Annotated in this window: 28 protein-coding genes; 16 read left to right on the forward strand and 12 right to left on the reverse strand. The window is 73.2% G+C overall.

Going from position 1 to position 25,368, the window contains the following annotated elements; translation table 11 throughout:
- Positions 1 to 47 precede the first annotated feature (47 nt).
- A complete protein-coding gene (locus tag ACGF3H_RS31785; RefSeq protein WP_362491546.1) occupies positions 48 to 2,144 on the forward strand; it encodes a SpoIIE family protein phosphatase in 2,097 nt (698 codons plus the stop codon).
- On the opposite strand, the gene ACGF3H_RS31790 is transcribed toward ACGF3H_RS31785, so the two are convergent.
- Both ACGF3H_RS31790 and ACGF3H_RS31795 read right to left on the reverse strand, forming a co-directional pair.
- A complete protein-coding gene (locus ACGF3H_RS31790; RefSeq protein ID WP_362491543.1) occupies positions 2,134 to 2,943 on the reverse strand; it encodes a putative protein N(5)-glutamine methyltransferase in 810 nt (269 codons plus the stop codon). The two genes, ACGF3H_RS31785 and ACGF3H_RS31790, sit on opposite strands and share 11 nt — an antisense overlap.
- A 173-nt stretch (positions 2,944 to 3,116) precedes the next feature.
- Entirely contained in the window at positions 3,117 to 4,202 is a 1,086-nt protein-coding gene (locus tag ACGF3H_RS31795) for a hypothetical protein (protein WP_362491541.1), read from the reverse strand.
- 80 nt (positions 4,203 to 4,282) lie between these two features.
- Here ACGF3H_RS31795 and ACGF3H_RS31800 point away from each other — a divergent pair, with 80 nt between their 5' ends.
- The 7 genes from ACGF3H_RS31800 to ACGF3H_RS31830 all read left to right on the forward strand — a co-directional run bounded on the left by ACGF3H_RS31800 (position 4,283) and on the right by ACGF3H_RS31830 (position 10,520).
- The gene (locus tag ACGF3H_RS31800; RefSeq protein ID WP_362491539.1) at positions 4,283 to 4,768 is read left to right on the forward strand and encodes a MarR family winged helix-turn-helix transcriptional regulator; all 486 of its coding nucleotides are present in this window, start codon (positions 4,283 to 4,285) and stop codon (positions 4,766 to 4,768) included.
- A 91-nt stretch (positions 4,769 to 4,859) separates the two neighbouring features.
- Complete coding sequence (locus ACGF3H_RS31805; RefSeq protein ID WP_362491537.1) at positions 4,860 to 5,465, forward strand: sulfite oxidase-like oxidoreductase; 606 nt, start codon at positions 4,860 to 4,862, stop codon at positions 5,463 to 5,465.
- A 52-nt stretch (positions 5,466 to 5,517) separates the two neighbouring features.
- Positions 5,518 to 6,237, forward strand: coding sequence for a ferredoxin reductase (locus ACGF3H_RS31810; protein ID WP_362491780.1), 720 nt, complete (start codon positions 5,518 to 5,520; stop codon positions 6,235 to 6,237).
- Between the two features lie 263 nt (positions 6,238 to 6,500).
- Positions 6,501 to 7,082 carry a hypothetical protein gene (locus ACGF3H_RS31815; RefSeq protein WP_362491535.1) on the forward strand — a complete coding sequence of 194 codons (582 nt, stop codon included), beginning with the start codon at positions 6,501 to 6,503 and terminating at the stop codon, positions 7,080 to 7,082.
- A gap of 272 nt (positions 7,083 to 7,354) precedes the next feature.
- Positions 7,355 to 8,323, forward strand: a complete 969-nt coding sequence (locus ACGF3H_RS31820) for an acetylxylan esterase (RefSeq protein WP_362491533.1) — start codon at positions 7,355 to 7,357, stop codon at positions 8,321 to 8,323.
- Positions 8,324 to 8,433: 110 nt separating this feature from the next.
- Positions 8,434 to 9,600 carry a serine hydrolase domain-containing protein gene (locus ACGF3H_RS31825; protein WP_362491531.1) on the forward strand — a complete coding sequence of 389 codons (1,167 nt, stop codon included), beginning with the start codon at positions 8,434 to 8,436 and terminating at the stop codon, positions 9,598 to 9,600.
- Between the two features lie 173 nt (positions 9,601 to 9,773).
- The gene (locus ACGF3H_RS31830; protein ID WP_362491529.1) at positions 9,774 to 10,520 is read left to right on the forward strand and encodes a GntR family transcriptional regulator; all 747 of its coding nucleotides are present in this window, start codon (positions 9,774 to 9,776) and stop codon (positions 10,518 to 10,520) included.
- Between the two features lie 15 nt (positions 10,521 to 10,535).
- Here ACGF3H_RS31830 and ACGF3H_RS31835 read toward each other — a convergent pair whose 3' ends face one another.
- Together ACGF3H_RS31835 and ACGF3H_RS31840 are read right to left on the reverse strand one after the other, a co-directional pair.
- Positions 10,536 to 11,261: a class I SAM-dependent methyltransferase gene (locus ACGF3H_RS31835; RefSeq protein ID WP_362491528.1), complete on the reverse strand. Its 726-nt coding sequence runs from the start codon at positions 11,259 to 11,261 to the stop codon at positions 10,536 to 10,538.
- Between the two features lie 4 nt (positions 11,262 to 11,265).
- The gene (locus ACGF3H_RS31840; RefSeq protein ID WP_362491526.1) at positions 11,266 to 11,850 is read right to left on the reverse strand and encodes a PadR family transcriptional regulator; all 585 of its coding nucleotides are present in this window, start codon (positions 11,848 to 11,850) and stop codon (positions 11,266 to 11,268) included.
- A 68-nt stretch (positions 11,851 to 11,918) separates the two neighbouring features.
- Here ACGF3H_RS31840 and ACGF3H_RS31845 point away from each other — a divergent pair, with 68 nt between their 5' ends.
- The 3 genes from ACGF3H_RS31845 to ACGF3H_RS31855 all read left to right on the forward strand — a co-directional run bounded on the left by ACGF3H_RS31845 (position 11,919) and on the right by ACGF3H_RS31855 (position 15,161).
- On the forward strand, positions 11,919 to 12,311 hold the full coding sequence (locus ACGF3H_RS31845) for a nuclear transport factor 2 family protein (protein WP_362491524.1): 393 nt from the start codon (positions 11,919 to 11,921) through the stop codon (positions 12,309 to 12,311).
- 416 nt (positions 12,312 to 12,727) lie between these two features.
- Positions 12,728 to 13,867, forward strand: coding sequence for a transcription termination factor Rho (gene rho, locus ACGF3H_RS31850; RefSeq protein ID WP_362491522.1), 1,140 nt, complete (start codon positions 12,728 to 12,730; stop codon positions 13,865 to 13,867).
- 115 nt (positions 13,868 to 13,982) lie between these two features.
- Positions 13,983 to 15,161 (forward strand): serine hydrolase, encoded by a 1,179-nt coding sequence (locus ACGF3H_RS31855; RefSeq protein ID WP_362491519.1) that lies wholly within the window; start codon positions 13,983 to 13,985, stop codon positions 15,159 to 15,161.
- A 21-nt stretch (positions 15,162 to 15,182) separates the two neighbouring features.
- Here the strand turns inward: ACGF3H_RS31855 and ACGF3H_RS31860 are convergent, their stop codons facing one another.
- A complete protein-coding gene (locus tag ACGF3H_RS31860) occupies positions 15,183 to 16,115 on the reverse strand; it encodes a glutaminase (protein ID WP_362491517.1) in 933 nt (310 codons plus the stop codon).
- Positions 16,116 to 16,420: 305 nt separating this feature from the next.
- Between ACGF3H_RS31860 and ACGF3H_RS31865 the strand changes: the two genes are divergently transcribed.
- Positions 16,421 to 17,578 (forward strand): M23 family metallopeptidase, encoded by a 1,158-nt coding sequence (locus ACGF3H_RS31865; protein ID WP_362491515.1) that lies wholly within the window; start codon positions 16,421 to 16,423, stop codon positions 17,576 to 17,578.
- 273 nt (positions 17,579 to 17,851) lie between these two features.
- Positions 17,852 to 18,922, forward strand: a complete 1,071-nt coding sequence (locus ACGF3H_RS31870; RefSeq protein WP_362491513.1) for an acyl-CoA desaturase — start codon at positions 17,852 to 17,854, stop codon at positions 18,920 to 18,922.
- A 29-nt stretch (positions 18,923 to 18,951) separates the two neighbouring features.
- On the opposite strand, the gene ACGF3H_RS31875 is transcribed toward ACGF3H_RS31870, so the two are convergent.
- From ACGF3H_RS31875 to ACGF3H_RS31895, 5 genes are all read right to left on the reverse strand, one after another.
- Entirely contained in the window at positions 18,952 to 19,788 is an 837-nt protein-coding gene (locus ACGF3H_RS31875; RefSeq protein ID WP_362491511.1) for an undecaprenyl-diphosphate phosphatase, read from the reverse strand.
- Between the two features lie 82 nt (positions 19,789 to 19,870).
- Positions 19,871 to 20,245: a fluoride efflux transporter CrcB gene (gene crcB / locus ACGF3H_RS31880; protein ID WP_362491508.1), complete on the reverse strand. Its 375-nt coding sequence runs from the start codon at positions 20,243 to 20,245 to the stop codon at positions 19,871 to 19,873.
- A complete protein-coding gene (locus tag ACGF3H_RS31885; protein WP_393816564.1) occupies positions 20,242 to 20,448 on the reverse strand; it encodes a DUF190 domain-containing protein in 207 nt (68 codons plus the stop codon). Before ACGF3H_RS31885 ends, crcB (ACGF3H_RS31880) begins: the two co-directional genes overlap by 4 nt.
- Positions 20,445 to 20,909, reverse strand: a complete 465-nt coding sequence (crcB, locus tag ACGF3H_RS31890) for a fluoride efflux transporter CrcB (protein ID WP_362491506.1) — start codon at positions 20,907 to 20,909, stop codon at positions 20,445 to 20,447. Before crcB (ACGF3H_RS31890) ends, ACGF3H_RS31885 begins: the two co-directional genes overlap by 4 nt.
- 184 nt (positions 20,910 to 21,093) lie before the next feature.
- On the reverse strand, positions 21,094 to 21,381 hold the full coding sequence (locus ACGF3H_RS31895) for an ArsR family transcriptional regulator (protein ID WP_362491505.1): 288 nt from the start codon (positions 21,379 to 21,381) through the stop codon (positions 21,094 to 21,096).
- 181 nt (positions 21,382 to 21,562) lie between these two features.
- Here ACGF3H_RS31895 and ACGF3H_RS31900 point away from each other — a divergent pair, with 181 nt between their 5' ends.
- Entirely contained in the window at positions 21,563 to 21,955 is a 393-nt protein-coding gene (locus ACGF3H_RS31900; protein ID WP_362491502.1) for a MarR family transcriptional regulator, read from the forward strand.
- Positions 21,956 to 22,024: 69 nt separating this feature from the next.
- Here the strand turns inward: ACGF3H_RS31900 and ACGF3H_RS31905 are convergent, their stop codons facing one another.
- On the reverse strand, positions 22,025 to 22,426 hold the full coding sequence (locus ACGF3H_RS31905) for an SseB family protein (RefSeq protein ID WP_225630392.1): 402 nt from the start codon (positions 22,424 to 22,426) through the stop codon (positions 22,025 to 22,027).
- A gap of 190 nt (positions 22,427 to 22,616) precedes the next feature.
- Here ACGF3H_RS31905 and ACGF3H_RS31910 point away from each other — a divergent pair, with 190 nt between their 5' ends.
- The gene (locus ACGF3H_RS31910) at positions 22,617 to 23,195 is read left to right on the forward strand and encodes a hypothetical protein (protein ID WP_362491499.1); all 579 of its coding nucleotides are present in this window, start codon (positions 22,617 to 22,619) and stop codon (positions 23,193 to 23,195) included.
- 26 nt (positions 23,196 to 23,221) lie between these two features.
- Here ACGF3H_RS31910 and ACGF3H_RS31915 read toward each other — a convergent pair whose 3' ends face one another.
- Entirely contained in the window at positions 23,222 to 23,692 is a 471-nt protein-coding gene (locus ACGF3H_RS31915) for an SRPBCC domain-containing protein (RefSeq protein ID WP_362491496.1), read from the reverse strand.
- A 152-nt stretch (positions 23,693 to 23,844) separates the two neighbouring features.
- Here ACGF3H_RS31915 and ACGF3H_RS31920 point away from each other — a divergent pair, with 152 nt between their 5' ends.
- Positions 23,845 to 25,290 (forward strand): glyceraldehyde-3-phosphate dehydrogenase, encoded by a 1,446-nt coding sequence (locus tag ACGF3H_RS31920; protein WP_362491493.1) that lies wholly within the window; start codon positions 23,845 to 23,847, stop codon positions 25,288 to 25,290.
- Positions 25,291 to 25,368 lie beyond the last annotated feature (78 nt).

A 25,368-nucleotide genomic window follows, 5' to 3' on the forward strand; every position in this document is an offset into this window, starting at 1 on the left:
GGCATCGGAAGGACGTGCCGCGTGGAACGGCGAAGGCGGGGCGTGGGATGAGTGCAGCCGGGTCTGCCGATTTCGAGGGCGCCGAGTCACCGCGCGGACCGGTGCGTCCCAGCGGGCTCCTCGACGTGCTCAACGTGGCCTCGGTCGTGCTGGACACCGAGGGCCGCATCGTGCTGTGGAGCCCGCAGGCCGAGGAGCTGTTCGGCTATTCCGCCGAGGAGGCGCTGGGTGAGTACGCCGCCCGGATCATGGTCCACGAGAAGCATCTCGACCTGGTCGTGAAGCTGTTCGCCGACGTGATGAAGACGGGCCGGAGCTGGGCCGGCGCCTTCCCCATCCGCCGCAAGGACGGCGACACCCGGCTGGTCGAGTTCCGCAATATGCGGCTGCTCGACGACCGGGGCGACGTCTACGCGCTCGGGCTCGCGGTCGACCGGTCCACCGTGCGCCGGCTGGAGCACGACGTCGCGCTGTCCGCCCGGGTGATCACACAGTCCCCGATCGGACTGGCGGTCCTGGACACGGAGCTGCGGTACGTGTCGGTGAACCCGGCGCTGACGCGGATCAACGGCGTCCCCGCCGAGGCCCACATCGGCCGCACCGTCCGGGAGGTGCTGCCGGAGGTGGACGCGGACGCGCTGGAGGACGCGGCGCGCAGGGTGCTGGAGACCGGACAGCCCGCCGTCGACCGGTCCGCGACGGGACGGACGCCGGCCGACCCGGACGAGGACCACGCCTGGTCGTACTCGCTGTACCGGCTGGAGGACGCCCTCGGGGCGGTGCTGGGCGTGGCCGTCTCCATCGTGGACGTCACCGAGCAGTACCGGGCGGGCGTCGAGGCGGAGTCCGCGCGACGCCGCCTCGCCGCCGTGGCCGACGCCTCGGCCCGGATCGGCACCACGCTGGAGCTGGACCGCACGGCCCACGAACTGGCCGCGGTGGCCGTGCCCGGCCTCGCCGACATCGCGGCCGTGGATCTGCTGGAGTCCGTGGTCAAGGGGCGGCGCAGCACGCTGGGCCCCGCCGAGCCCGCGGTCATCCGGGCCCTGGCCGTCCAGGCGGACGACGCGCCCGAGGCGCTGCGGGCGGCCGACCCGCCCGGGCAGGTCGCGCGGTACGGGCCGGACCGACTGGTCACGGAGTGCGTGCGCACCGCCCGGCCCGTGATGGTGGCGCAGGTGACGGACGAGGACCTGACCCGCATCGCCCGCTCGCCCGAGGCTGCCGGGATGCTGCGCCGGGCCGGCGTGCACTCGTACCTGGCCGTGCCGCTGATCGCGCGCGGCGAGGTGCTCGGCGCCCTGGACCTGAAGCGGATCGGCAATCCGCTGCCGTTCGACGAGGACGATCTGGTGCTCGCCCGGGAACTGGCCGCGCGCGCGGCGCTGCAGATCGACAACGCCCGCTGGTACCAGAACGCCCGTGACGCCGCCCTCACCCTGCAGCGCAGCATGCTGCCGAGCCACCCGCGGGTGACCGGCGGCCTGGAGGTCGCCTCCCGCTACCAGCCCGCCGAGGCCACCAGCGAGGTCGGCGGCGACTGGTTCGACGTCATCCCGCTGGAGGGCTGCAAGACGGCGCTGGTCGTGGGCGACGTGATGGGCAGCGGCATCGCGGCGGCGGCGTCCATGGGGCGGCTGCGGACCGCGACGACCACGCTGGCCGCGCTGGACCTGGATCCGGCGCTGCTGCTCGAACACCTCGACCGGACCACGGCCGGCCTGGACCAGGCCATCGCGACCTGTGTCTACGCCGTCCACGACCCGCACGCCCGGCAGTGCCGCATCGCCAACGCCGGGCACCTCCCGCCGGTGCGACTGCGGGCCGGCCGCCCTCCGGAGCTGCTCGACCTGCCCACCGGGGTACCGCTCGGGGTGGGCGGCGTCGCCTTCTCCACCACCACCGTCGATCTGGAGCCGGGCGACCGGCTGGTGTTCTACACCGACGGCCTCGTGGAGACGCGCCAGCAGCCGATCGACGAGCGGCTGGCCGCGCTGCTGGCCGTGCTGGAGGGCCCGGACCGCCCCCTGGAGGAGGTCTGCGATCTGCTCCTGCGCACGCTGCACGAGCCGCAGAACTCCGACGACGTGGCCCTGCTGATCGCCCGGGCCACGCCGCCGGAGCAGCGCCGGCCTAACGCCTGACGCCGACGACCACCCGGGCGTACAGCTCGTCGCTGACCGCCAGGCGTGCGCTCAGGCCGCCGCGGACGAAGGCGTCGAGGGCGGCCGGGGCCTGGTGTTCGCTCGTCTCGACGAGCACGCAGCCGCCGGGCGCGAGCCAGCCGGACGCCTCGGCCGCCACCCGGCGCAGCACGTCGAGGCCGTCGGTGCCGCCGTCGAGGGCGGCCAGCGGCTCGTGGTCGCGGGCCTCGGCGGGCAGCAGGGCGACCTCACGGGTGGGGACGTAGGGCACGTTGGCGGCGAGTATGTCGATCCGCCCGCGCAGCGCGCCGGGCAGCGCGTCGAACAGGTCGCCGGTGTGCACCTGGCCGCCGGCCGCGGAGAGGTTGCCGCGGGCGCAGCGCACGGCGGCCGGATCGATGTCGGCCGCGTGCACCTCGGGCCGGCCGAGTGCGGCGGCCAGGGCCGCGCCGACGGCGCCCGAGCCGCAGCACAGGTCCACGACGACGCCCGCGTCGGGCGCGTGGACGAGGGCCTGGTCCACGAGGAACTCGGTACGGCGGCGGGGAACGAAGACGCCGGGAGCCACGGCGATGCGCAGTCCGTGGAACTCGGCCCAGCCGAGGACGAGTTCCAGCGGCAGGCCGGTGACGCGGCGATCGACCAGCGCGGCGAGTTCGCCGGGGGTGCGGGCGGCGGTGAGGATCAGGTCCGCCTCGTCCTCGGCGAAGACGCACCCCGCGGCGCGGAGCGCGGCCACGACGGAGTCACGGGAGGGGAAGGCGGAGGAGGGAGAGACCGCGGAGGACAGTGGGGGCATGGAAGCCGAGAGCCTTTCGGGAACCGAAGGGCGCTCTCCCGGTCACCGCCTGGCGGTGACCGCACTGCCGAGAGGTGAGAGCACCCGGGCCGACACAGCGGTAATGGGTCTCACCTCCCAGGTGTCCGGCGGCCGGGGACGGTCCGCGGCCGTCGGCCACACTACCCCAACGATCAGACGCCGACGGTCTCCTCGGCCTCTTCCTCGGCCTCTTCCTCGGCCTCTTCGCGGGCCTCTCCGCCGGCGGCCGGTTGCGCGCTCTCCCCGTCCGGCCTGGCGTGCCTCGGGTGGGCCGGCGCGAGCGCGCCGGACCGCTCGCGGAGGGCGGCGACGCCCGTCACCGCGAGGCCGAGCAGCAGCCAGGCGGCCAGGGTCCAGATGCTGCGGCCCAGTCCGTCGCCGTCGAAGTAGAGCAGGCTGCGGGCGCCCTCGACGAAGCCGGCGCCGTTCCAGAAGGCGTGCAGGGTGCCGAAGAAGCCGTTCTGCAGCTCGGGCCGGAACAGGCCCCCGGAGGTGGTGAAGTTGAGCATCACGAACAGGACCATCATGGCGAGCGTGGTCCACCGCTTGAGGAAGGTGTGCAGGCCGACGCCGACGAACAGGATGCCCGCGGCGTAGAGCCAGGCCATGCCCCACAGGCCGGCCAGGTCGTGGTGCGCGAGGTGGAACACGGGCCCGGCGAGCAGGGCGCCGATGGCGCTGACGACGGCCGAGACGCCGAGCGTCAGCAGGGCGCGGATCCGCATCGGCAGCGCGGACCCGGCGGCGCCGAGCGCGGCCACGGAGGCGTAGGAGCCGATGCTGACCGCGATGAGCAGGAAGAACAGGCCCTGTCCGGTGGGGTCGTCGTCGACCGGGGCGGCGACGTCGGTGACCTTCAGCGGGACGCCCTGCCGTTCGGCGAGAGGGGTGAAGACCTTCTTCGCGGCCATGGCTCCCATGTCGGAGGCGGCGGTGGCCACGACGACCTCGGGCGCCCTGTCGCCGGGCACGTAGGCGCCGGTGATGTCACGGTGCCGGAGCAGGTCGACGGCCTCGGTGCGGGTGGGTACGGTCCGGACGTCGAGCGCGTCACCGCCCTTGTCCTTGACCGTCTGGGCGAGCACCTTGGCCTCGGGGCCCGAGCCGACGACGGCGACGGGCAGGTGGTTCGGCTCGGGGGTGACGAAGGCCCCCATGTACGCGAGCCCCATGCCGACGCACATCAGCAGCGGGGTGATCAGGTGCGTGAGCACATGGCGCAGGGCGTGCGACCTCATCGGCCCGCGACCTCCAATGGTTGGCTTATACAACTCGTCTTTCAAGTTGTACTATACAACCAACCTGAGAAGGAGGATCCGTGACGGCAGCCGAGAGGCCCGATGAGACGACTGTCACCCCCGGCGCGGGCACGGCCGTGGAGACCATCCAGCGGGAGATGACGGCCTTCGCCCGCCGCGCCCGCGCCTCGGCGGGACGCATGCACCCCGAGCTGTCGCTGGTGTCGTACACGCTGCTCGGTCACCTGGAGGAGCGGGACGGGTGCCGGGCCACCGACCTGGCCGCCCACTACGCCCTGGACAAGTCCACCGTGAGCCGGCAGGTGGCCGCGCTGGAGCGCGCCGGGCTGGTCGAGCGGCGCGTCGACGCGGACGACCACCGCGTCCAGGTCCTGCATCTGACGGACGCGGGCCGGCGCATCCTGGCGCAGGTCACGGTCAGCCGCCGGACCGCCTTCCGGGAGCGGCTCGCGAACTGGCCCGAGGAGGACCTGGTCCGCTTCGCGGCGTATCTGGAGCGGTACAACGCGTGGCAGGACGCCGGTCCCGGCGGAGACCCGGTCTGAGGTCCGGCCCGAAGGCACGTACGGTTGACGTCGTACGCACTGATCACGCCGACCGCGGGCAGCCCCTCCCCGTCGGCCGAAAGGCCCCCGCATGAACACCACCCGAGGCTTCACCGGGCGCGCACGCTCCGCCCGGCCGGGACTTCCGCCCGGCCAGTACGACGCGGGCGACGACTGGCCCGTGCTGTCCGCCGAGGTCACGCCCGACCTGGCCCCCGACGACTGGTCCTTCCGCGTTGCCGGGCTGGTGGCCCGGCCCCGCGCCTGGGACCGGGCCGAGGCCGGCCGGATGCCGGCCTCGGCGTACGCGGGCGACATCCACTGCGTGACCGGCTGGTCGAAGTTCGGGGTGCGGTTCGGGGGCGTGTCCCTGGACGCCTTCCTGGACGCGGCCGGCCCGCTGCCGTCCGCCACGCACGCGGTCGCCTACTCGCACACCGGGTACACCGCCAACCTGCCGCTGGCCGACCTGACCGGCGGGCGCGCGTGGATCGCGTGGGAGTACGACGGGCGGCCGCTGGCCCCCGAGCACGGCGGTCCGGCACGGCTGGTGGTGCCGCACCTCTATTTCTGGAAGAGCGTCAAGTGGATCGCGGGCCTGGAGCTCCTCGACCACGACGAGCCGGGCTTCTGGGAGCAGAACGGCTACCACGCGCGCGGCAATCCCTGGGAGGAGCAGCGGTACTCCGGTGACTGAGACGGTGACGACACACAGTGCTCCCGCCTTCACCCCGCCGACGCGGTTCGCCGTGCCCGGGCGCATCGAGGTGGACGGCGGGGCGGCCGGGACGTGGCAGACGGCCACACTCACGGAGATCCGCCGCGAGACGCCCCGCGCTGCCACCTTCCGGCTGGCGGTGCCCGGCTGGGCGGGGCACCTGCCCGGCCAGCACCTGATGCTGCGGCTGACCGCGCCCGACGGGTACGTGGCCCAGCGCCACTACTCCCTGGCGTCCGCGCCCGACGGCTCGGGGCACATCGAGCTGACCCTCGACCACGTGGCCGGCGGCGAGGTGTCCGGCTGGTTCCACACGGTGGCCCGGCCCGGCGACCGGATCGAGGTTCGGGGCCCGCTCAGCGGCTTCTTCGCCTGGCCCGGCGACCGGCCCGCGCTGCTGCTGGGCGCGGGCTCCGGGGTGGTGCCGCTCATGTCGATGGTGCGCCACCACCGGGCGCGGGGGCTGTCCGTGCCGGTACGGCTGCTGGTGTCGGCGCGCAGCCCGGAGGAACTGATCTACGCGCGGGAGTTCGGCGCGGAGACGACGCCGGTGTTCACCCGGAGCGCTCCGGAGGGGACGCCGGTGGGACGGCTGACGGCCACCCACCTGGCGCCCCTGCTCGCCGACCCGCCCGCCGGGGGCTGGGAGGCGTACGTCTGCGGCTCGAACTCCTTCGCGGAGCACGCCTCGCGGCTGCTGGTGGCGGCCGGGCAGCCGGTGGACCGGATCCGTATCGAACGCTTCGGCTGACCTCCACGGCGGGCCGCGGGGACGGCCCGCCTCCGGGCGTGTTTCCCCCTGACTCCCGCTGGGCACTTGGGCGGCGACACGGAACGGCCGTCCGGCGACCGGGCGTGAGCGACGTGGGCGGGTGGTGAGCAGGACCCGCCGGACGGGGTACCAGACCTGTGCGGGGCACTCGCACGCGTGACGCGATGCGGAGACAGCGGCGGCCTCACCTCGTAGGGCCGCCCGTCGGGCTCTCCGGTCGTGGTGGTCGCGAGGAGGTCGACATGCGAACCCGGGTGCGCGGCTGGCGCTGGCGGCGCAATCCGCTGCGGCGCCGGTCGGACGTCGTGGAGGCGTGGACCGCGCTTGTCGTCGCCGTCCTGCTGGTGGTCGGCGCCCCGCTGCTGGGGGCCGCCGCGGCCGTGTGGGCCCAGGGCCAGGCGCAGACGGTCGCGGCGCAACAGCGCGCCGAGCGCCACCGCGTGCACGCCACGGTGGTCGACCGGACCCCCGAGAGCCTGTCGTCCGTGCAGACCGGCGGGCAGTCGTACCGCGCGACCGTGCGCTGGACCGCGCCGGGCGGTGAGACGCGGACCACCACGAGCCGTGTCCCGGCCGGTGCCCGGCAGGGCGACGTGATCACCGTGTGGCTCGACGCCCGCGGCCGGAGCGTGCCGCCGCCGGCCGGCGACTCCGCGGTCTGGGAGCACACCGTCACCGTCGGAGCGTTCACGGCCCTGGGCACCGCGCTCACGGTCTTCCTGGGGCAGGCCGTCGTCCGCCGGGCGGCGCTGCGGCGGCGGATGGCCGAGTGGGAGCGCGACTGGGCGCTCACGGAACCGCAGTGGACGCACCGCCGGGCGTGACGCCGACGACTCCGTCCGCACGGCCCGCGGGCGGCCCCCGCCACAGGTGACCCGACCACCCGATCCGGCCCTCGGTCACTCGGCGACCGCCCGTCGTCGCTCACCGATACCGGATCACCCGGCTGACCAGCGGCTCGACCGACCGTCCGATCGCGGTACCGCGTGAAGACCGAGCCGCTTCCGGACGGGATCTGGCGAGTCGTCGGACCACTCACGTACGGTGTGATCATCTGTACGGTCCGGCACAGTCTCCCCCGCAAAGGCGGTTCTCGATGGCCCTGTTCGACCTTCCGCTCGAGGAACTCCGCGCGCACCGCAGCGAGTCCGTCGAACCCGAGGACTTCGACACGTTCTGGGGCAAGACCCTCCAGGAGGCCCGCGGGTACGACCTCGACGCCCGTTTCGAACCGGTCGACACGGGACTGTCCACGGTGCGGGTGTACGACGTGACGTTCGCCGGCTTCGGCGGTCACCCGGTGAAGGGCTGGCTGACCTTGCCCGCCGCGGCCGACGAGCCGTTGCCCCTGGTCGTGGAGTTCGTCGGGTACGGCGGCGGACGCGGCCTCCCGCACGAGCACCTGCTGTGGGCGTCCACGGGCCGGGCGCACTTCGTGATGGACACCCGCGGCCAGGGCAGTGCCTGGGGAGGCGGCGGCGGGACCTCCGACCCGGTCGGCGGCACCCCCGCGTACCCGGGCTTCATGACCCGCGGCATCGACGCCCCGGAGAACTACTACTACCGCCGCGTCTTCACCGACGCGGTGCGCGCGGTCGAGGCGGCCCGCTCGCACCCGCTGACCGACCCGGCGCGCACGGTGGCACTGGGCGGCAGCCAGGGCGGCGGCATCACCCTCGCGGTCGGCGGCCTGGTGCCGGACCTGACGGCCGTCGCGCCGGACGTGCCGTTCCTCTGCGACTTCCCGCGCGCGGTGACGCTCACCGACCGGCACCCGTACCGGGAGGTCGGCCTCTACCTGAAGACGCACCGCGGCCGCACGGAGGACGCCCTGCGCACGCTGTCGTACTTCGACGGCGTGCACTTCGCGGCGCGGGGCCGGGCCCCCGCCCTGTTCTCGGCGGCACTGGAGGACCAGACCTGCCCGCCTTCGACCGTCTTCGCGGCGTTCAACGCGTGGGCGCACGAGGACAAGGCGATCGAGGTGTACGACTTCAACGACCACGAGGGCGGCGGCCCCTTCCAGGAGGCCGCGAAGCTCCGCTGGCTGCGTTCCTACGCCTGAGTCCGGGTCGGCCGGTTCCGCGGACTTCCGTCCGGTCCGACCAGTCGGTACGTTCTTCGGGCCCGGGCCGTGACGTCGCGGCCCGGTTTCCGGCGTACGACGGAGGGCCCATGGCAGAGCACGAGGCACAGGTTGACGGCCGTTGCGACGCCCGCTTCGCGGCGGTGCGCACCGCGTTCGAGGAGAACTTCCGGGAACGGGGGGAACTGGGCGCCGCGGTGACCGTCACCGTCGACGGCGCGACGGTGGTGGACCTGTGGGGCGGCTGGGCCGACGCGGCCCGGACCCGCCCCTGGGAGCGGGACACTCTGGTGAACCTGTGGTCGACGTCCAAGGGCCCGACCGCCCTGTGCGCGCACATCCTCGCCGATCGCGGGCTGCTCGACCTCGACGCGCCGGTGGCCGCCTACTGGCCCGAGTTCGCCGCGTCGGGCAAGGAGAAGGTGCTCGTCCGGCATCTGCTGTCGCACCGCGCCGGCCTGTCCGGCCTGCGGGAACCGCACCCGGTGGCCGGACTGTACGACTGGGAGACGACCACCGCACGGCTGGCGGCCATGGAGCCCTGGTGGGAGCCGGGGACCCGGTCCGGCTACCACGCGATCACCTACGGGTATCTCGTCGGCGAGGTCGTGCGGCGCGTGTCGGGGCTGCTGCCCGGGGCGTTCCTGGAGCGTGAGGTGACCGGACCGCTCGGGATCGACTTCACCATCGGGCTGCCCGAGCGGGACGCGGGCCGGGCGGCCGAGCTGGTGCATCCCCGCGCCGCGGCCGGCAGCGAACAGGCGGCCGTCCTGGCCCAGTTGGCGCCCGCGGCGCTGGCGGCGCTGGCCAATCCCCCGGTCGGCGCCGCGGAGGCCAACACGGCGGCGTGGCGGGCCGCCGAGATCCCGGCGGCCAACGGGCACGGTACGGCGCGGGCGGTCGCCGCGCTGTACGGGATCTTCGCGGGCCGGGGCTCCTACGGCGGCCACCGCCTGCTGTCCCCGGAGGCGGCGGAACGGGTGCGCGAGGGGCAGGGCGCCTGCCGCGACCTGGTCCTGGGCGCCGGCTTCGCCCACGAGACGGAGGTCGGGCTCGGGCTGTGGCTCAGTGGCCCGAACGGCTCCTACGGACCCAATCCGCGCGCTTTCGGACACGACGGCTTCGGCGGGTCCTCGGGACTGGCGGACCCCGAGGCCGGGGTCTCGCTGGGCTACGCGATGAACCGCATGGGGCCGCACATCGCCGACGACCCGCGAAAGATGGCGCTGGTGGACGCCCTGTACAGCGCCCTGTGAGCGTTCCGTGAGGGGTGACGGGCGCGGCGGCGCGGACGGACGACGGCCCGCGCCGGCGGCCGGTTTCGGCCGAACCGGCGGGCCACGCTTCCCTGCTGGTTTAGACCAATGGTAGTTCTGGTGGCGCACCGAGCCCGCACGGCTACCGCACGTCACCCACAGGAGGGCGCGGCATGGCCCGCACCACCCCGCACGACTACCCCCTCACCCACGCGCCGGCGCCTCTGTACTGGCGTGTGGCCGCCCGGATGGCCGACGAGCTGCGGCACGGGACCGTCGCGCCCGGCGATCGGCTGCCGGGCGAGCGGCAGCTGGCCGGGCGGTTCGGCGTGAGCCGGGAGACGGTGCGCCAGGCCCTGGAGGTGCTGCGGCGGGACGGCCTGGTCGCGACCGATCGGCGCGGCAGCCATGTCACCCTGCCGGGGCCGCCCGCCGGGAGCCCCGCGTCCCTCGCCTTCCCGGTCGGCGCCCGGGCGTCCGAGCCGGGCACCGGCGACCGCGCCACCGTCGCCTGGGAGGCCCCACCGCCGGAGCACGCCACGGCGCTGGGCCTGGGGCCGGGCCGGGCGACCCTGGTGCACCGCTACCTGTCGGCGACCCCCGACGGCAGCGGACGGCGGACGGCCGTGACTTCGTTCTCCCCCGTGGCGCTGGCCGAGGTGGAGGAGCTGGCCCGGTACCGCGACCGCGCCGACGGCGCCGCCTGCGCCCAGCTGCGACGGGCCTACGACTGGATGCGCAGCGCGGGGCTGGCCCTGCACCACCGCGACACGATCACCCGGCTCGGGGACACCTCGGCGGTCCGGGTCACCCGGCGGGTGCACGACCAGTACGCGCGCCCGCTGGAGATCACCGACCTGGTGGTGGACGCCCGAGGGGACGCGCTCGTCTACGAGTTCACCCTGCCGGCGGCGGGCTGAGCGGACACCTGTCGCTCACGGCAGCCGACGGGCCACCACCAGCCGGGCGCGCGGGCTGCCGTCGGGCCGGAGCCCGAAGCCGGGCAGGGCGTGCAGGTCGGCCCGGAATCCGGTGCGCGCCAGCTCGCGGCCCACGTCGCCGAGCCGGAACGTCCGGTAGTACATGACGAACGGCGGCCTCCACAGCGCGTTGCGCACCCGCATCGCCGTGTCGAAGCCCAGCAGCGTCCAGTACGCCCGGGAGCCGGGGCGGGGCGGGGCGCCGACGGGGAAGGCGAAGCAGCCGCCCGGGCGCAGCACGGAACGCACCTGGGTGAAGAGTCCCGGCAGTTCGCGGGGCAGGAAGTGCCCGAACGCCCCGAAGCTCACCACGAGGTCGAAGACGGGCCCGAACGGCAGCGCCCGGGCGTCCGCGCGCACCCAGGAGACCTCGGGACCCTCGGGCACGGAGCGCTCACGCGCCACCGCCAGCATGCCCGCGCTGAAGTCGACGCCCGTGACCCGTTCCCGGCACACCCTGCCGAGGACGCCCGCGCCCGCGCCCGTGCCGCAGCACAGGTCCAGCCCGGCGCCGAACGGCCCCATCGGCTCCAGCGCCGACGCCACGGCGTCCAGGACCCGTTCCGGCGTGCGGTACGGGGTGTGGTCGAACTTCGGGGCGAGCAGGTCGTAGCCGCGCTCGACCGACGACAGCGCCTGGACGGCCAGTTCGCGCAGGGTGGGGCCTTCGGGGCTGAACATCCGGTCAGCCTAGGGCCTGCCGGGCCGGCCTCGCGGGAGCGCGCTGTTCCAGGACCGCGAGGACGCGTTCGCACCAGCGGGCGTTCTCCTGCTCGAAGGTGATGCCGGCGGCCAGCGTCAGGTAGGGCCCGACGCGGTCGGCGTCGCGCAGGTACTCCTCCTCCGTGCGGCCGTCGAGGAGGCGCTCACGCACGCGTTCGTAGCGGGCGAGCTTCCCCAGGGCCCAGGACCTGCGTTCCTCGACCAGCGTGCGGACCTCCTCCGGGTCGACGCCGTCCATGGCCTGCATCTTGATCAGGAATTCGTCGCGGACGGCGGTGGGACGCCGGGTCGGCTCGGCGGCGAAGGCGCTCAGCCGCTCCCGGCCGGTCTTCGTCAGCGAGAAGAGGCGCTTGGTGGGCCGGCGCTCCTGCGGCACCGTCCGGGACTCGATCAGCCCCTCACCGGCGAGGCGGTCCAGCTCCCGGTAGAGCTGCTGGGGTGTCGCGGGCCAGAAATTGGCGAGCGAGACGTCGAAGATCTTGGACAGCTCGTAACCCGACGCCTCGCCCTCCAGCAGGGCGGCCAGGACGGCGTACTTCAGAGACATGTCGACACGCTAGCAAGAAGTGGCTACCCTACTCCGCACTTATTCAAATAGTTTAATAGGGAGGAACGATGCGGGCATTCCGTGCGGCCGTCGAGGCGCACGACATGGACGCCGTCGAGGCGCTGCTGGCCGAGGACGTGGTCTTCACCAGCCCGGTCGTGTTCAAGCCGTATCGCGGCAGGGCGATCACGACGGCGATCCTGCGCGCGGTCGAGCGGGTCTTCGAGGACTTCCGCTACGAGCGGGTCATCGGCGAGGAGGACGGCCGCGACCACGCGCTGCTGTTCAGCGCGCGGGTCGGCGACCGGCGGATCAGCGGCTGCGACTTCCTGCACCTCGACGAGGACGGCCGCATCGGCGAACTCACCGTGATGGTGCGTCCGCTGTCGGGCGCCCAGGCGCTGCAGGCGGCCATGGCGGCGCAGTTCGAGCGGATCGCCGAGGAGGCCGGGGCCGCCTGAGGGGCGCGCGACGCCCCGGAGCCCCGCCGGACCCCGCAGCCCGGCGGGGCTCCGGCCCGCACGGCGCGGGACACTCGCGGCGCCTGCCGCGTCGCGCCGGGTGAGACGGCGGGTCCGCCGCGTCCTCCCGCCGGATCACCGTTCGTAGTGGTACAGTGCCAGCAGCACCTCTGCACGCCCCCCGTTTCGGGTCTTCTCGGGCGTCGGTGCGTTTCTCCCTTCGGTTCGCCGACCCGCCCGTCCTGATGCGACCGGCGCGTCCGCTTCTCGGCACCACCTCGTGAACAGGGCCTTCTCCCTGAAGTCCGAGGCGCCGTTCCGGCCGTCCCCGGGAGTCCCGCGACTCCCCCGCACGGCGTCCTCCCTCCCTTCCTTCCGCATGTCTCATGCCCGCGTCCGTGAAAGGACCGAACACCATGACCACCACACTCGAACACCCTCCTGTGCAGCAGCCCCCGGCCTCGATCGCCTCCGGTGTCCTCGACATCGACGCGGGAGGCAGGGGCCGGCTGCGCGGCACGGACCTGCTGCCCGCCCCGTCCGACCCGCTCCTCTCCCCCGCGCTGATCCGCCGTCACGGCCTGCGCAGAGGCGACCTGGTCGAGGGCGTCGCCGGTGACCGCCGTGCCCTGACCGACGTCGTCCGGGTCAACGGGCGTACGCCCGCCGGGCAGGGCGCCCGACGGCACTTCCGGGACCTGACCCCGCTGCACCCGCACGAGCGGCTGCGCCTGGAACATCCGGCGGCGGGCCTGGCCGGGCGCGTCACCGACCTGATCGCCCCGGTCGGCAAGGGTCAGCGCGGCCTGATCGTCGCCCCTCCCAAGACCGGCAAGACCGTCCTGCTCCAGCAGATCGCCGCCGCCGTCGCCGGCAACCACCCCGAGGCACACCTGATGGTGGTGCTGCTCGACGAACGGCCCGAAGAGGTGACCGACATGCGGCGCTCCGTGCGGGGCGAGGTGTACGCCTCCACGTTCGACCTGAGCGCCGAGCACCACATCGCGCTCGCCGAGCTGGTGATCGAGCGGGCCAAGCGCCTGGTCGAGGCCGGCGACGACGTGGTGCTCCTCCTCGACTCCCTCACCCGGCTGTGCCGGGCGCACAACAACGCCGCCGCCTCCGGGGGCCGCACGCTCAGCGGGGGTGTCGACGCCGGGGCGCTGCTCGGGCCCAAGCGCTTCTTCGGAGCCGCCCGGAAGGCGGAGGAGGGCGGCTCGCTCACCGTGCTCGCCACCGCGCTGGTGGAGACCGGCTCGCGCGCCGACGACTTCTACTTCGAGGAGCTCAAGAGCACCGGCAACATGGAGCTGCGGCTCAGCCGGGAACCGGCCTCCCGCCGCGTCTTCCCGGCCGTGGACCCGGCCGGCTCCGGCACCCGCCGCGAGGAACTCCTGCTCACCGCCGCCGAGTCGACGGCCGTGCGAGGGCTGCGGCGGGCCCTGGGGGCCCGGGACGGGCGGTCCGGTCTGGAGACGCTCCTCGAGCGGATGCGCGAGACGCCGGACAACGCCACGTTCCTGCGGCGCGTCCAGCCGACGCTGCCGTCCGGCTGACGGCCGGCGGGTCCGTACCGCGGCCGGCCGGTCCGCTACGGCCATCCGGGTGCTCGCGGGCGCGGCTCGGCCCGGGCAGCGTGGCGTCGCACGGACACATTCCTACGTTTGCGGTATGACTATCGGATTCTCATCCCGGGCGACTCGGTCCACCTGTGTGCTCTGTGTGGCGGGCCTGCTGACGCTCATGCCCGCCGCCGCGGCTGCCCGCACGGTGCGGCCGGACCCCGGTACGCCCGGCGGACCACGCGCCACGGCACCGCAGCCGTCCCTGCTGTACCGCTCCGGTACGCAGGTCCGGCTCCGCCCCGGCACGCCGGCGGTCCCCGATGTCTCGGCCCTGGCCTGGGTGGTCGCGGACGCCGGCAGCGGCGACGTGCTGGCCGCCCACGACGCGCACCGCAAGCTGCCGCCGGCCAGCACCCTCAAGACGCTGTTCGCGCTCACGGTGCTGCCGGTCCTGCCGGGCGGAATCAGCCACCGGGTGAGTTCCGGGGAACTGTCGGACGTCGGGCCGGGCAGCAGTCTGGTCGGGGTCGTGGAGGACCGCACGTACCGGGTCTCCGACCTCTGGAACGGTGTGTTCCTCAACTCCGGCAACGACGCCGTCCACGTCCTCGCCTCGCTCGTGGGTGGCTGGCGGACCGCCGCCGCCCGGATGCAGGCCGAGGCCCGTGCCCTCGGCGCCCGCGACACGCACGTCCGCTCGCCCGACGGCTACGACTCGCCGGGCCAGGTGTCCTCGGCCTACGACCTGGCGGTCTTCGGGCGGGCGGGACTGCGCAACCCGGACTTCGCGCGGTACTGCGCCAGGATCGACGCGATGTTCCCCGACGGCGACGGGGACACGTACGGGATCATGAACACCAACCGGCTGCTCACGGGTGCGGACGGGGTGGATGCCTATCCGGGGCTGATCGGCATCAAGAACGGCTACACCAGCAGTGCCGGCAACACGCTCGTCGCGGCCGCCCGGCGCGACGGCCGCACCCTGGTGGTGACCGTGATGAACCCCCAGGAGGGCGGTGGCTACGCCGTCTACGAGGAGGCCCGCTCGCTGCTCGACTGGGGGTTCGGCGCGGCCGGGCGGGTCGACCCGGTCGGTTCGCTGCTGCCGGGGGGCGCCCGGTCGCGGCCGGGCCCCGAGACCGCACCCACGACGGCGAGCGCGCCGCCCGCCCAGGGCGAGCCGGGCTGGCCGGAGACCGGCGCGATCCTGGGCGCGGCCGGGCTCGGCGCGGGCGCCGTCGCGCTGGCCCTGCGGCTGAAGGTCGGCCGGGCGGAGAGGAGTTGACCGGCCGGCCGCCGGACCGGGTCAGAACACGGACAGTCCCGTCAACGTCGTGAAGCGGTCCAGGGCCGCGACCCCGGCGACCGAATTGCCCCGCTCGTCCAGGCCGGGGCTCCACACGCACAGCGTGCAGCGGCCCGGCACGACCGCGATGATGCCGCCGCCGACCCCGCTCTTGCCCGGCAGGCCCACCCGGTAGGCGAAGTCACCGGCCGCGTCGTAGGTGCCGCACGTCAGCATCACCGCGTTGACCTGTTTGGCCTGGCTGCGGCTCAGCAGCCGGGTGCCGTCGGCGCGAACCCCGTGCCGGGCCAGGAATCCGGTGGCGAGGGCGAGGTCGGCGCAGGACGCGGCGACGGAACACTGGCGGAAGTACTGCTCCAGCAGGACCGGTACGGGGTTGTCGATGTTGCCGTAGGACGCCATGAAGTGGCCCAGCGCGGCGTTCCTGTCGCCGTGGGCCGTCTCGGACGCGGCGACCTCCTCGTCGAAGGTCAGGTCAGGGTTGCCGCTCTCGGCGCGCAGGAAGGCGAGGAGTTCGCCCGCCGCGTCGCCGGTACGGGTGTGCAGCCGGTCGGTGACGACCAGGGCGCCCGCGTTGATGAACGGGTTGCGGGGGATGCCGTTCTCGTACTCCAGCTGCACCAGGGAGTTGAACGGGTTGCCGGACGGTTCGCGGCCGACGTGCTCCCACAAGGCGTCGCCTTCGCGGGACAGGTCGAGGGCAAGGGTGAAGACCTTGGTGATGGACTGCGCGGAGAACGGCTCGCGCCACTCCCCCACGCCGTACACCGTCACGTCCGGCTCGGCGACGGCCATGCCGAAGCGGCGCGGGTCGCAGGCGGCGAGCGCCGGGATGTAGTCGGCCGGCCGGCCGCTGCCGGGCGTGCGCTCGATCTCCTCGGCGATGCGCTCCAGGACCGGCTGAAAGGTCGTCGGCGTAGTCATGGTCACCATCTTCCCTCCGGGTGCGTCCCCGCCTCCGGAGGGTGGGGTCGGCACGGGCCGGCGCGCCCGACCGGGGCCGGTGCGAACCATCCTCGGCGATGCGACCCACCATCCCCGTGCACTCACGTGCTGCGCGGGCGAGGTTCGGCCTCCCGGACTGCCGGGCGGGCATCGACTGTGCCCTGTCGGGCAGTTCACCCTGTCCTTGCGGTCGGTGTCATCCCATCGACGACCCCATAGCGTGTGACCGTGAGCCGATACGCCCCGCTTGCAGCACGCCCCGCCGTGGCATCTTCCTGGAGCCGGCCCAGCTCGTGACCGAGGACAGGGAAGACCCGACTTGCCCCACCACGACGCGGTCGACCGTCTTCGAGGCCGCGCTCGAACCGGCGGACGACCCGTCGACCGGCGAGGACCGCGGTGTTCGCGCACCCGTACGCCGTCGGCGGGGTCCAGGCCCCTTCGCTCTGATCGTGCTGCCCAGCCTGGTGACGGCCACCGGGGTCGTCGCCTTTCTCGTCCTGACCGGCAGCCTCGGCACGGCTCTGACACCGGCCCCCGAGCCGGGCCAGCCGGACATCAGCAATGTGGACGGCTCCTACGTGCCCTGGCTGCGCAGGGCGACCGCGGAGTGCGCGGGCGTCACGCCCGCACTCCTCGCTGCGCACGTCGACCAGCTCTCCGGGTGGCAGGACGACAGTGCGAGCCTCTCCCAGCGGGGCATCGCCCGTTTCACGGACGCCGGCTGGAAGGCCTGGGGCCGGGACGACGACGGCAACGGCAGCTCATCGCCGCATGATGCGGTGGACGCGATCATGGCATTGGGACGGCAGGACTGCTCCCTGGCGGAGAAGGTGACCGCACTCCGTACGAAGGGCGCCGTCAGCGGCGACGTCGCCGACCTCACGCTCGCCGCGTACACGGCCGGCGTGGACGAGGTCGGAAAAGCCGGCAAGGTCCCCGTCTCGGCCCGCGCGTTCGTTCTCGACGTCAAGAAGCGGCTGCCGCGTTACGACGCGCTGGTCCGGCAGAATCCCGAACAGGACAGCGCCCAGGACTCCGGCGCGCTGTTGAGGCCGCCGGTCACCACGCTCACCGTCACCTCGCCGTTCGGTTCACGTGTCCATCCGCTGACCAAGGTCACCAAGCTGCACACGGGCGTCGACTTCGGCGCGGCGCGAGGTGCCCAGGTGTCCGCGGCGAGGGAGGGCCGGGTCGAGTTCGCCGGCATGACCTCTGCCTACGGTTACCGCGTGGTGATCGACCACGGCGCCATCGACGGGAAACGGCTGGAGACCACCTACAGCCACCTGTCCGCCCTCCAGGTGAGCGCCGGCCAGAGCGTGAGCACCGGCGCTCCCGTCGGGCTCGTCGGCTCGACGGGTCTGTCCACCGGCCCGCATCTCCACTTCGAGGTCCTTCTCGACGGCCAGTACACCGACCCGGAGGCCTGGCTCACCGGCGCCGGCTGAGCCCCTACCTCTCAAGAGTCCAGTCGAAGAAGTGGCGGTCCTCCTCCGAGAGGTACCGCCGCGCCTCCTGGGGGATCAGGGTGACGCCGAGGCCGGGTCTGTCGCCCACCTCGATGTGGCCGTCGCGGACGCCGCGGCGCGGCCACCCACGTCGTCACGGTCACCGTCATCCCTCCGGGTGCGTCCCGGCGTCCGGGGGGTGGGGTTAACTACACCCTCCTCCGGGGGGAGACGTCATTCTGCGGGCGGGCGGCCGTTCGGATACTGGAGCGCATGGCCAATCCAACGGTGCTCATCGAGACGTCACCCGCCCGCGACAAGGAAAAGGGACCCGAAAGGGAACGCGAAAAGGGAAGCGACTTCTCCGAACTGTCACGGCGCATAGCCGACGCGGGGCTGCTGCGGCGCCGCCCGCTGTATTACACGGTGCGTTTCGGCACCGTCGCCCTCGCGCTCGCCGGCGTCGTCGCGGCCTTCGCTTTCCTGGGGGACAGCTGGAGCCAGTTGGCGGTCGCCGCGGCGGCTGCCGTGGTCTTCGGCCAGCTCGGGCTCGCCGCCCACGACCTCGCCCACCGGCAGGTCTTCTCGCGCCGGCGCCCGAGCGAGGCGGGGGGACTGCTGGTGGCCAACCTGTTGCTGGGCATGAGCTACGGCTGGTGGATGAACAAGCACACCCGCCATCACGCCAACCCCAATCACGAGGAGAAGGACCCGGACGTCTCCCCCGACATTCTCGTCTGGTCGCGGCGTCAGGCGAGCAGGGCCACGGGAATTCCCCGCTTCGTCGGAAAGCACCAGGCCGCCTTGTTCTTCCCGCTGCTGACGCTGGAAGGCCTCAATCTGAGTTTCAACAGTTTCAAGGCGTTGCGCAGCCCGTCGATGAAACGGCCGGTGGTGGAGGGTACGCTGCTCGTCGCTCATTTCGTCGTGTATTTCGGCGGCCTGTTCGCCGTCCTCTCCCCCGGCCGGGCGCTCGCCTTCATCGCCGTGCACCAGGGCCTGTTCGGGATCTACCTCGGCTCGGTCTTCGCGCCCAACCACAAGGGCATGCCGATGATCGAGGAGGGCACACGGCTCGACTTCCTGCGCCGGCAGGTCCTCACCTCCCGCAACGTGCGGGGCGGTGCCTTCATCGACGCCTTCATGGGCGGCCTCAACTACCAGATCGAGCACCACCTGTTCCCCAGCATGCCGACGCCCGCCCTCGCCAGGGCCCAGGTCATCACCGAGCGGTACTGCGCCGAACTGGGCGTTCCCTACCACCAGACGGGGCTGCTCGCCTCGCACCGGGAGGCGCTGCGGCACATGCGCAGGGTCGGGGAGCCGCTGCGCGAGGCCCGCTGAGGGGGGCGCCGGGGACCGGCGCGCGGTGGTCAGCTCTGCAGCACGCCCGCGCCGAGCAGCCCGAACAGCAGGACGCCGACGACGATCCGGTAGATCACGAAGGCGTCGAAGGAGTGCTTGGCGACGAACTTCAGCAGCCAGGCGATGGAGGCGTAGGCCACCCCGAAGGACACGACCGTGCCGACGGCCAGCGGGGCCGCGCCCGCGCCGGTGCCGAGGGCGTCCTTCAGCTCGTACAGACCGGCGCCGGTCAGGGCGGGGATGCCGAGGAAGAAGGAGAGCCGGGTGGCGGCCACCCGGTCGAGGTCGAGCATCAGCGCGGTGGACATGGTGGCGCCGGAGCGGGAGAAGCCGGGGAAGAGCAGCGCGAGGATCTGGGAGCCGCCGACCAGCATGGCGTCCTTGAACGAGGTGTCGTCCTCGCCGCGCTTGTGCCGGCCGGTCCGGTCCGCCACCCACATGACGCCGCTGCCCACGATCAGCGAGCCCGCGACCACCCACAGGGAGGCGAGGGGGCCCTGGATCAGCGGCTTGGCGGCCAGGCCGACGACGACGATCGGGACGGTCGCGAAGATCACCCACCAGGCGAACTGGTAGTCGTGGTGGTAGCGCTCCTCCCGGTCCCTGAGGCCGCGCAGCCAGGCGGAGACGATCCGCACGATGTCCTTGCGGAAGTAGACGAGCACGGCGGCGATCGCACCGACCTGGATGACGGCCGAGAAACCCACGACCGCGTCGTGGTCGACGGGGATGCCCATCAGCCCCTCGACGATCTTGAGGTGGCCGGTGGAGGAGACGGGCAGGAACTCGGTCACCCCCTCGACGGCTCCGAGGACGACGGCCTGACCGATGCTGATGACGCTCATGGGATCCAGTTCTGCTCGGGGCGGGCGCGGGACGACAGTCACGGACGGGCCAGTCCTACTACACGCGGGTCAACACGGCGTCTTACGTCCAGAGCGCGTCGGCCAGCGTCACCCCCGCGAACGCCGCGCCGAGGCCGGCCGCCACGCTCGCCGCCACGTTGATGCCGGCGTGCAGGCGGGCGCCCGTCCCGGTCAGCCGCAGCGTCTCCCAGGAGAAGGTCGAGTACGTCGTCAGGGCGCCGCACAGGCCGGTGCCGAGCAGCAGCTGGAGCCGGGAGGAGGCGGCTCCGGCGAGCACCGCGCCGGTCAGCACGCCGAGGACGAGGGAGCCGACGACGTTCACCGTGAAGGTCCCCCAGGGGAAAACCGAGTCGTGCCGGGACTGCACGGCGCGGTCGGTGAGGTAGCGGAGCGGGGCGCCGACCATGGCGCCCACGACGACCAGCAGCCAGTTCACAACGACTTCTCACCTTCCGGGTCGGTGGTGGGGATCAGCGAGGAGGCGCGGGGGCCCGCGGTGCCGCGGAAGACGCACGCGCCGGCCGGGCCCGCCCGGTGGGCCCGGTGGACGACGTCCGGGTACAGGGGCGGGTGGTGCCGGGTGTCGTTGTCGCCGACGAGGACGGTCGGGTGCGGGGCGCCGCCGGTGAGCCGCGTCATGGCCGCCTCCGTTGCAGGGCGCGGCGGGTCGCCCATGCGGCGAGGGCGACCGCCGTGAGGGCCGCGAGCGGGGTCGCGGCGAGGTAGGCCAGGCCGGTGCGGACGTGACCGGTGGCGAACAGGTGCCGGCTGTCGACGGCGTAGGTGGAGAAGGTGGTGAAGCCGCCGAGCACGCCGGTGCCGAAGAAGGGCCTCACGAGGCGGTGGGCGGCCCACACGTCGGTGATGACGACCATGAACACGCCGATCACCGCGCAGCCTGCCACGTTGACCCAGAAGGTCGCCCAGGGGAAGCCGCCGGTGGGTGTGGGCCACTGCAAGGAGATCGCGTAGCGGGCGGTGGCGCCGAGGGCACCGCCGAGGGCCACGACGGCGACGACCGGTGCCTGCGTACGGCCGGCCGGGCGCCGGGGCGCGGCGGGGCTCGCACCGCCGGGGCTGTCCGTGTCCGGGACTGTCATGGTCGTGTCTCCTACTCGCCGGGCAGGGGGTGCCCCCGTCGCAAGTAGGGACCGTCGGCGGCGCGGGTGCCGCGGTTCGAGTGCGGCGGGCCCCACCGCCGCGCCGCGCGCCTCGGCCGCGGCTGCCGGCCAGTTTAACGCCCGGCCCCGTCCGGGTCAGGTCCGGAAACCGTGCGGGCCCGGGTTACCAGCCCTTCTCGAACATGCGCGCCACTTGGGCGATCCGGACCTCGTCGCGCCGGTAGTAGGTGCGCCGGCGGACTCTGCCGGCGCGCAGCAACCCGAGGGCGACGAGCAGACGCAGGTGGCTCTCGGCCACCCGGCGGGGCACGCCGAGCCTGGCGGCGATGCGGTCCGCGTCGACGCCGTGCGCGAGGGGGTCGGGGCGGTGTTGCGACGGGAAGTTCGCGACCGGGTCCTTGAGCCACTCCAGGATGTCGAGACGTGTGCCGTGCGCCGGAGTCCTCGGCATCTCGCCCTCCCTCCGGGCCTTCCCCTGCCGTGTCTCCCACTGTCCCGCAGCCGGGGCTCCGCTGTCCGGGACTCCGGCCGCCGTGTCCGGTACCGGTCCTCCTCGGGCGGAACGGGACCTTCCCTGGAGCCTCGGTAGTTGCACGGTCAACGAACGTTCGGTGCGGTGCTACCGTGCAGGTATGGCAGCCAAGACGGCCGGGGCGCGGCTCGAGGAACGCTGGCGGGAGATGCTCACGGTGCACGCCCGCACGATGTGCGAGATCGACCGCGTACTGCACCCGCACGGCCTGGGCGCGAGCGACTTCGAGGTGCTCGACATCCTGGTGGCCGAGGCGCCGCAGGAAGGCTCCCAGTGCCGGGTGCAGAACCTGGTCGGCCGGGTTCACCTCAGTCAGAGCGCGTTGTCCCGCCTCATCGCCCGGCTGGAGAAGGACGGCCTGGTGGAGCGGTCCATGTGCGCCGAGGACCGGCGCGGTGTATGGGTCGCGCTGACCCGCAGGGGCCGTGAGCTGCACGCCCAGGTGCTGCCGCTGCAGCGGTCGGTGTTGGCCCGCATGCTGGGCGACCGGTAGCCGGTCGCCACCGGGGGCGGGCCGGCCCGGTCCCCCGTACCGTCCGGGGGCGGGCCGGCTCCCGCGACCCTAGGGACGGGCCAGCAGCGTGCGCACACCGTCCGACGTGAGCGTCAGCCGGTGTTCCGAACCGGCGTCGATGGACAGCGACAGGTCGTCGGCCGGCCACTGGGCGGCGAGGGCGCCGAGCGGCACCATGCGGTAGCGCGAGACGTACGGCAGCAGGTCGGCCATCTCCAGCTCCGAGGTGAACACGGGCACCACCTGGCGGCCGCCCTGCTGCTCCAGCACCGGCAGGGCCAGCATTCCGGGGTCGGCGGCGTCCTGCTCGTTCGCGTCGTCCGGCACCGGGACGAGTACGTCACTGCTCGCAAGGGTGTCGAGCGCCGCCGTGTCCTCGGTGTTCTCGGCGAGCGCGTCCAGAGCCCGCTGGGCGGGCGTGGTCGGGTGGTCGTTCGCGGGTGTCTCCATGGCAGATTCCCTGGTAGCGGCGGTGGGGTGGGGGCCCGCGCGGATGATCGGCACGAGCGCGGTCCAGCCTCGCGTACCCGAACGCCCACGACGCAATCCTGTTCGAGGGTCCGCGGTCGCACCACCGCAACCATGTGGGCAATCAGACCGTCTCACCCCATAACCGAACATGTACACCTTGGGGGACATCATGCGACGCAGCAGTGCGCTACTGATGGCGGTCGTGCTCACGAGCAGCGCCTCGGGGGCCGCCGCGGCGGCGGACGCCGCTCCGGCCGCCACCACACGGATCGCGGCCTGCCCCACCGGCTGGGGCAGCCTCGCCAAGTCCCGCGCCACGGCGACGACCGTGCCCGTGCGGGACGTCAGGACCGGCCGGCACGCGTGCTTCGACCGGATGACCGTCGACGTGCCCGGCGCCGGCACCGCTCGTCTCGGGTACCAGGTCCGGTACGTCGACCGGCTCCTCCAGGACGGCTCGGGCCGCCCGATCGCGGTCGGCGGCGGGGCGGTCCTGGAGATCCGGGTCGCGGCACCCGGATACCGGCCCGAGACCGGCGAGCCCACCTACCCCGGGCGGGCCGGCCGGCCGCTGCCGGGTGTGGACCTGACGGGCTACCGCAGCTTCCGGGACACCCGCTTCGCCGGCAGCTTCGAGGGCGAGACACAGATCGGGCTGGGCGTGCGGGCCCGCCTGCCGTTCCGGGTGCTGGTCCTGGACGGCCGTGTCGTGGTGGACGTCGCCCACTCCTGGGGCGCCGGGCGCTGACGGCGGTGCCGCCGCGGGCCGACTCCTCAGCGGGAGCGGCCCGCGGACTCCACGAGCGCGGCCAGTTTCGCCAGGGCCATGCGGGTGCCGGTCTCGTTGTCCGCGGCCGGTACCGCGTCGGGCAGCCCCTCGTGCACCACGACGACATCCGTGCCGCCCGCCACCTCGGTGAGCGTGGTGGTCATCGTCATGGTGCCGGCGAAGGCGGGATCCTCCGACTCGAACTCCAGCACTTCCACGACCCGTTCACCGGGCACGAGCCGCGCGAAGTACCCGTGGTAGGTGTCGGTGTGCGCACCGGTCTTGCCGATGCCCGTCGCCGCCTCGTACGTGAGCGACACGCGGAAGGTGCCGCCCTCCCGGGCCTCGAAGCTGTGGACGCGGGCCGTCATGCCGTGCGGCACCCGCCACGCCGCGACGGCGTCCGCGTCCAGCAGCGCGCGGTACACGGCCGCGCGCGGGGCGTTCACATGCCGGGAAACCCGTGTCGAGTGCATGGCACCACTGTTCGCCGCCGTCGGGACCCGGGCAAGCCCGCACGCCACTGGGCAAGATCCGGCACTCATCTGATCGAGGAGGGGCCCACTTGATCGATCATAGGGGCGGTGGGGTTAGCATATGAGCGCCGCCTAGCTCGAAAGATAGAGACGTGACTGTCAACGACGACTCGTTCACCAATTGGAAGAACCGCGAGGAGATCGCGGAATCGATGATCCCGATGATCGGGAAGCTGCACCGCGAGCGGGACGTCACCGTCCTGCTGCACAGCCGCTCCCTGGTGAACAAGTCGGTGGTCAGCATCCTCAAGACGCACCGCTTCGCCCGGCAGATCGCCGGTGCGGAGCTGTCGGTCACCGAGACGCTCCCCTTCGTCCAGGCCCTCACCACGCTCGACCTCGGTCCCTCCCAGATCGACATCGGCATGCTGGCCGCGACCTACAAGGACGACGACCGCGGCCTGTCGGTGGCGGAGTTCACCGCCGAGGCCGTCGCCGGCGCCACGGGCGCCAACAAGATCGACCGCCGTGAGCCGCGCGACGTCGTCCTGTACGGCTTCGGCCGCATCGGCCGCCTCGTCGCCCGCCTGCTCATCGAGAAGGCCGGCTCGGGCAACGGCCTGCGGCTGCGGGCCATCGTCGTCCGCGGCGGCGGGGACCAGGACCTCGTCAAGCGGGCCTCGCTGCTGCGCCGCGACTCGGTGCACGGCCAGTTCCAGGGCACGATCACCGTCGACGAGGACAACAGCACGATCGTCGCCAACGGCAACGCGATCAAGGTGATCCACGCCGACGACCCGACGCAGGTCGACTACACGGCGTACGGCATCAAGAACGCCATCCTGATCGACAACACCGGCAAGTGGCGCGACCGCGAGGGCCTGTCGAAGCACCTGCGCCCCGGCATCGACAAGGTCGTCCTGACCGCGCCGGGCAAGGGCGACGTCCCGAACATCGTGCACGGCGTCAACCACGACACCATCAAGCCGGACGAGCAGATCCTGTCCTGCGCGTCCTGCACCACCAACGCGATCGTGCCGCCGCTGAAGGCGATGGCCGACGAGTACGGTGTGCTGCGCGGCCACGTGGAGACCGTCCACTCGTTCACCAACGACCAGAACCTGCTGGACAACTACCACAAGTCGGACCGCCGCGGCCGGTCGGCGCCGCTGAACATGGTCATCACCGAGACCGGTGCCGCGTCCGCCGTCGCCAAGGCGCTCCCCGACCTCAAGGCGAAGATCACCGGCAGCTCGATCCGCGTCCCGGTGCCGGACGTCTCGATCGCGATCCTCAACCTCCAGCTGGCCCGTGAGACGACCCGTGAGGACGTCCTCGACCACCTGCGCGAGGTGTCGCTGACCTCGCCGCTCAAGCGGCAGATCGACTTCATCAGCGCTCCCGACGCGGTCTCCAGCGACTTCATCGGCTCGCGCCACGCCTCGATCGTCGACGCCGGCGCGCTCAAGGTCGAGGGCGACAACGCCATCCTCTACCTCTGGTACGACAACGAGTTCGGCTACTCCTGCCAGGTCGTCCGCGTCGTCCAGCACGTCTCCGGGGTCGAGTACCCGACGTACCCGTCGCCGGCGGTCTGATCCGCCGACGCCGCGCCACGCGTCCGAGGGGCGGTGGGAGTTCGTCTCCCACCGCCCCTCACGCATGCGGGTCAGGAC

This window comes from Streptomyces sp. NPDC048185 (genome assembly GCF_043202495.1).
In the GTDB taxonomy this organism is placed as follows: Bacteria; Actinomycetota; Actinomycetes; order Streptomycetales; family Streptomycetaceae; genus Streptomyces.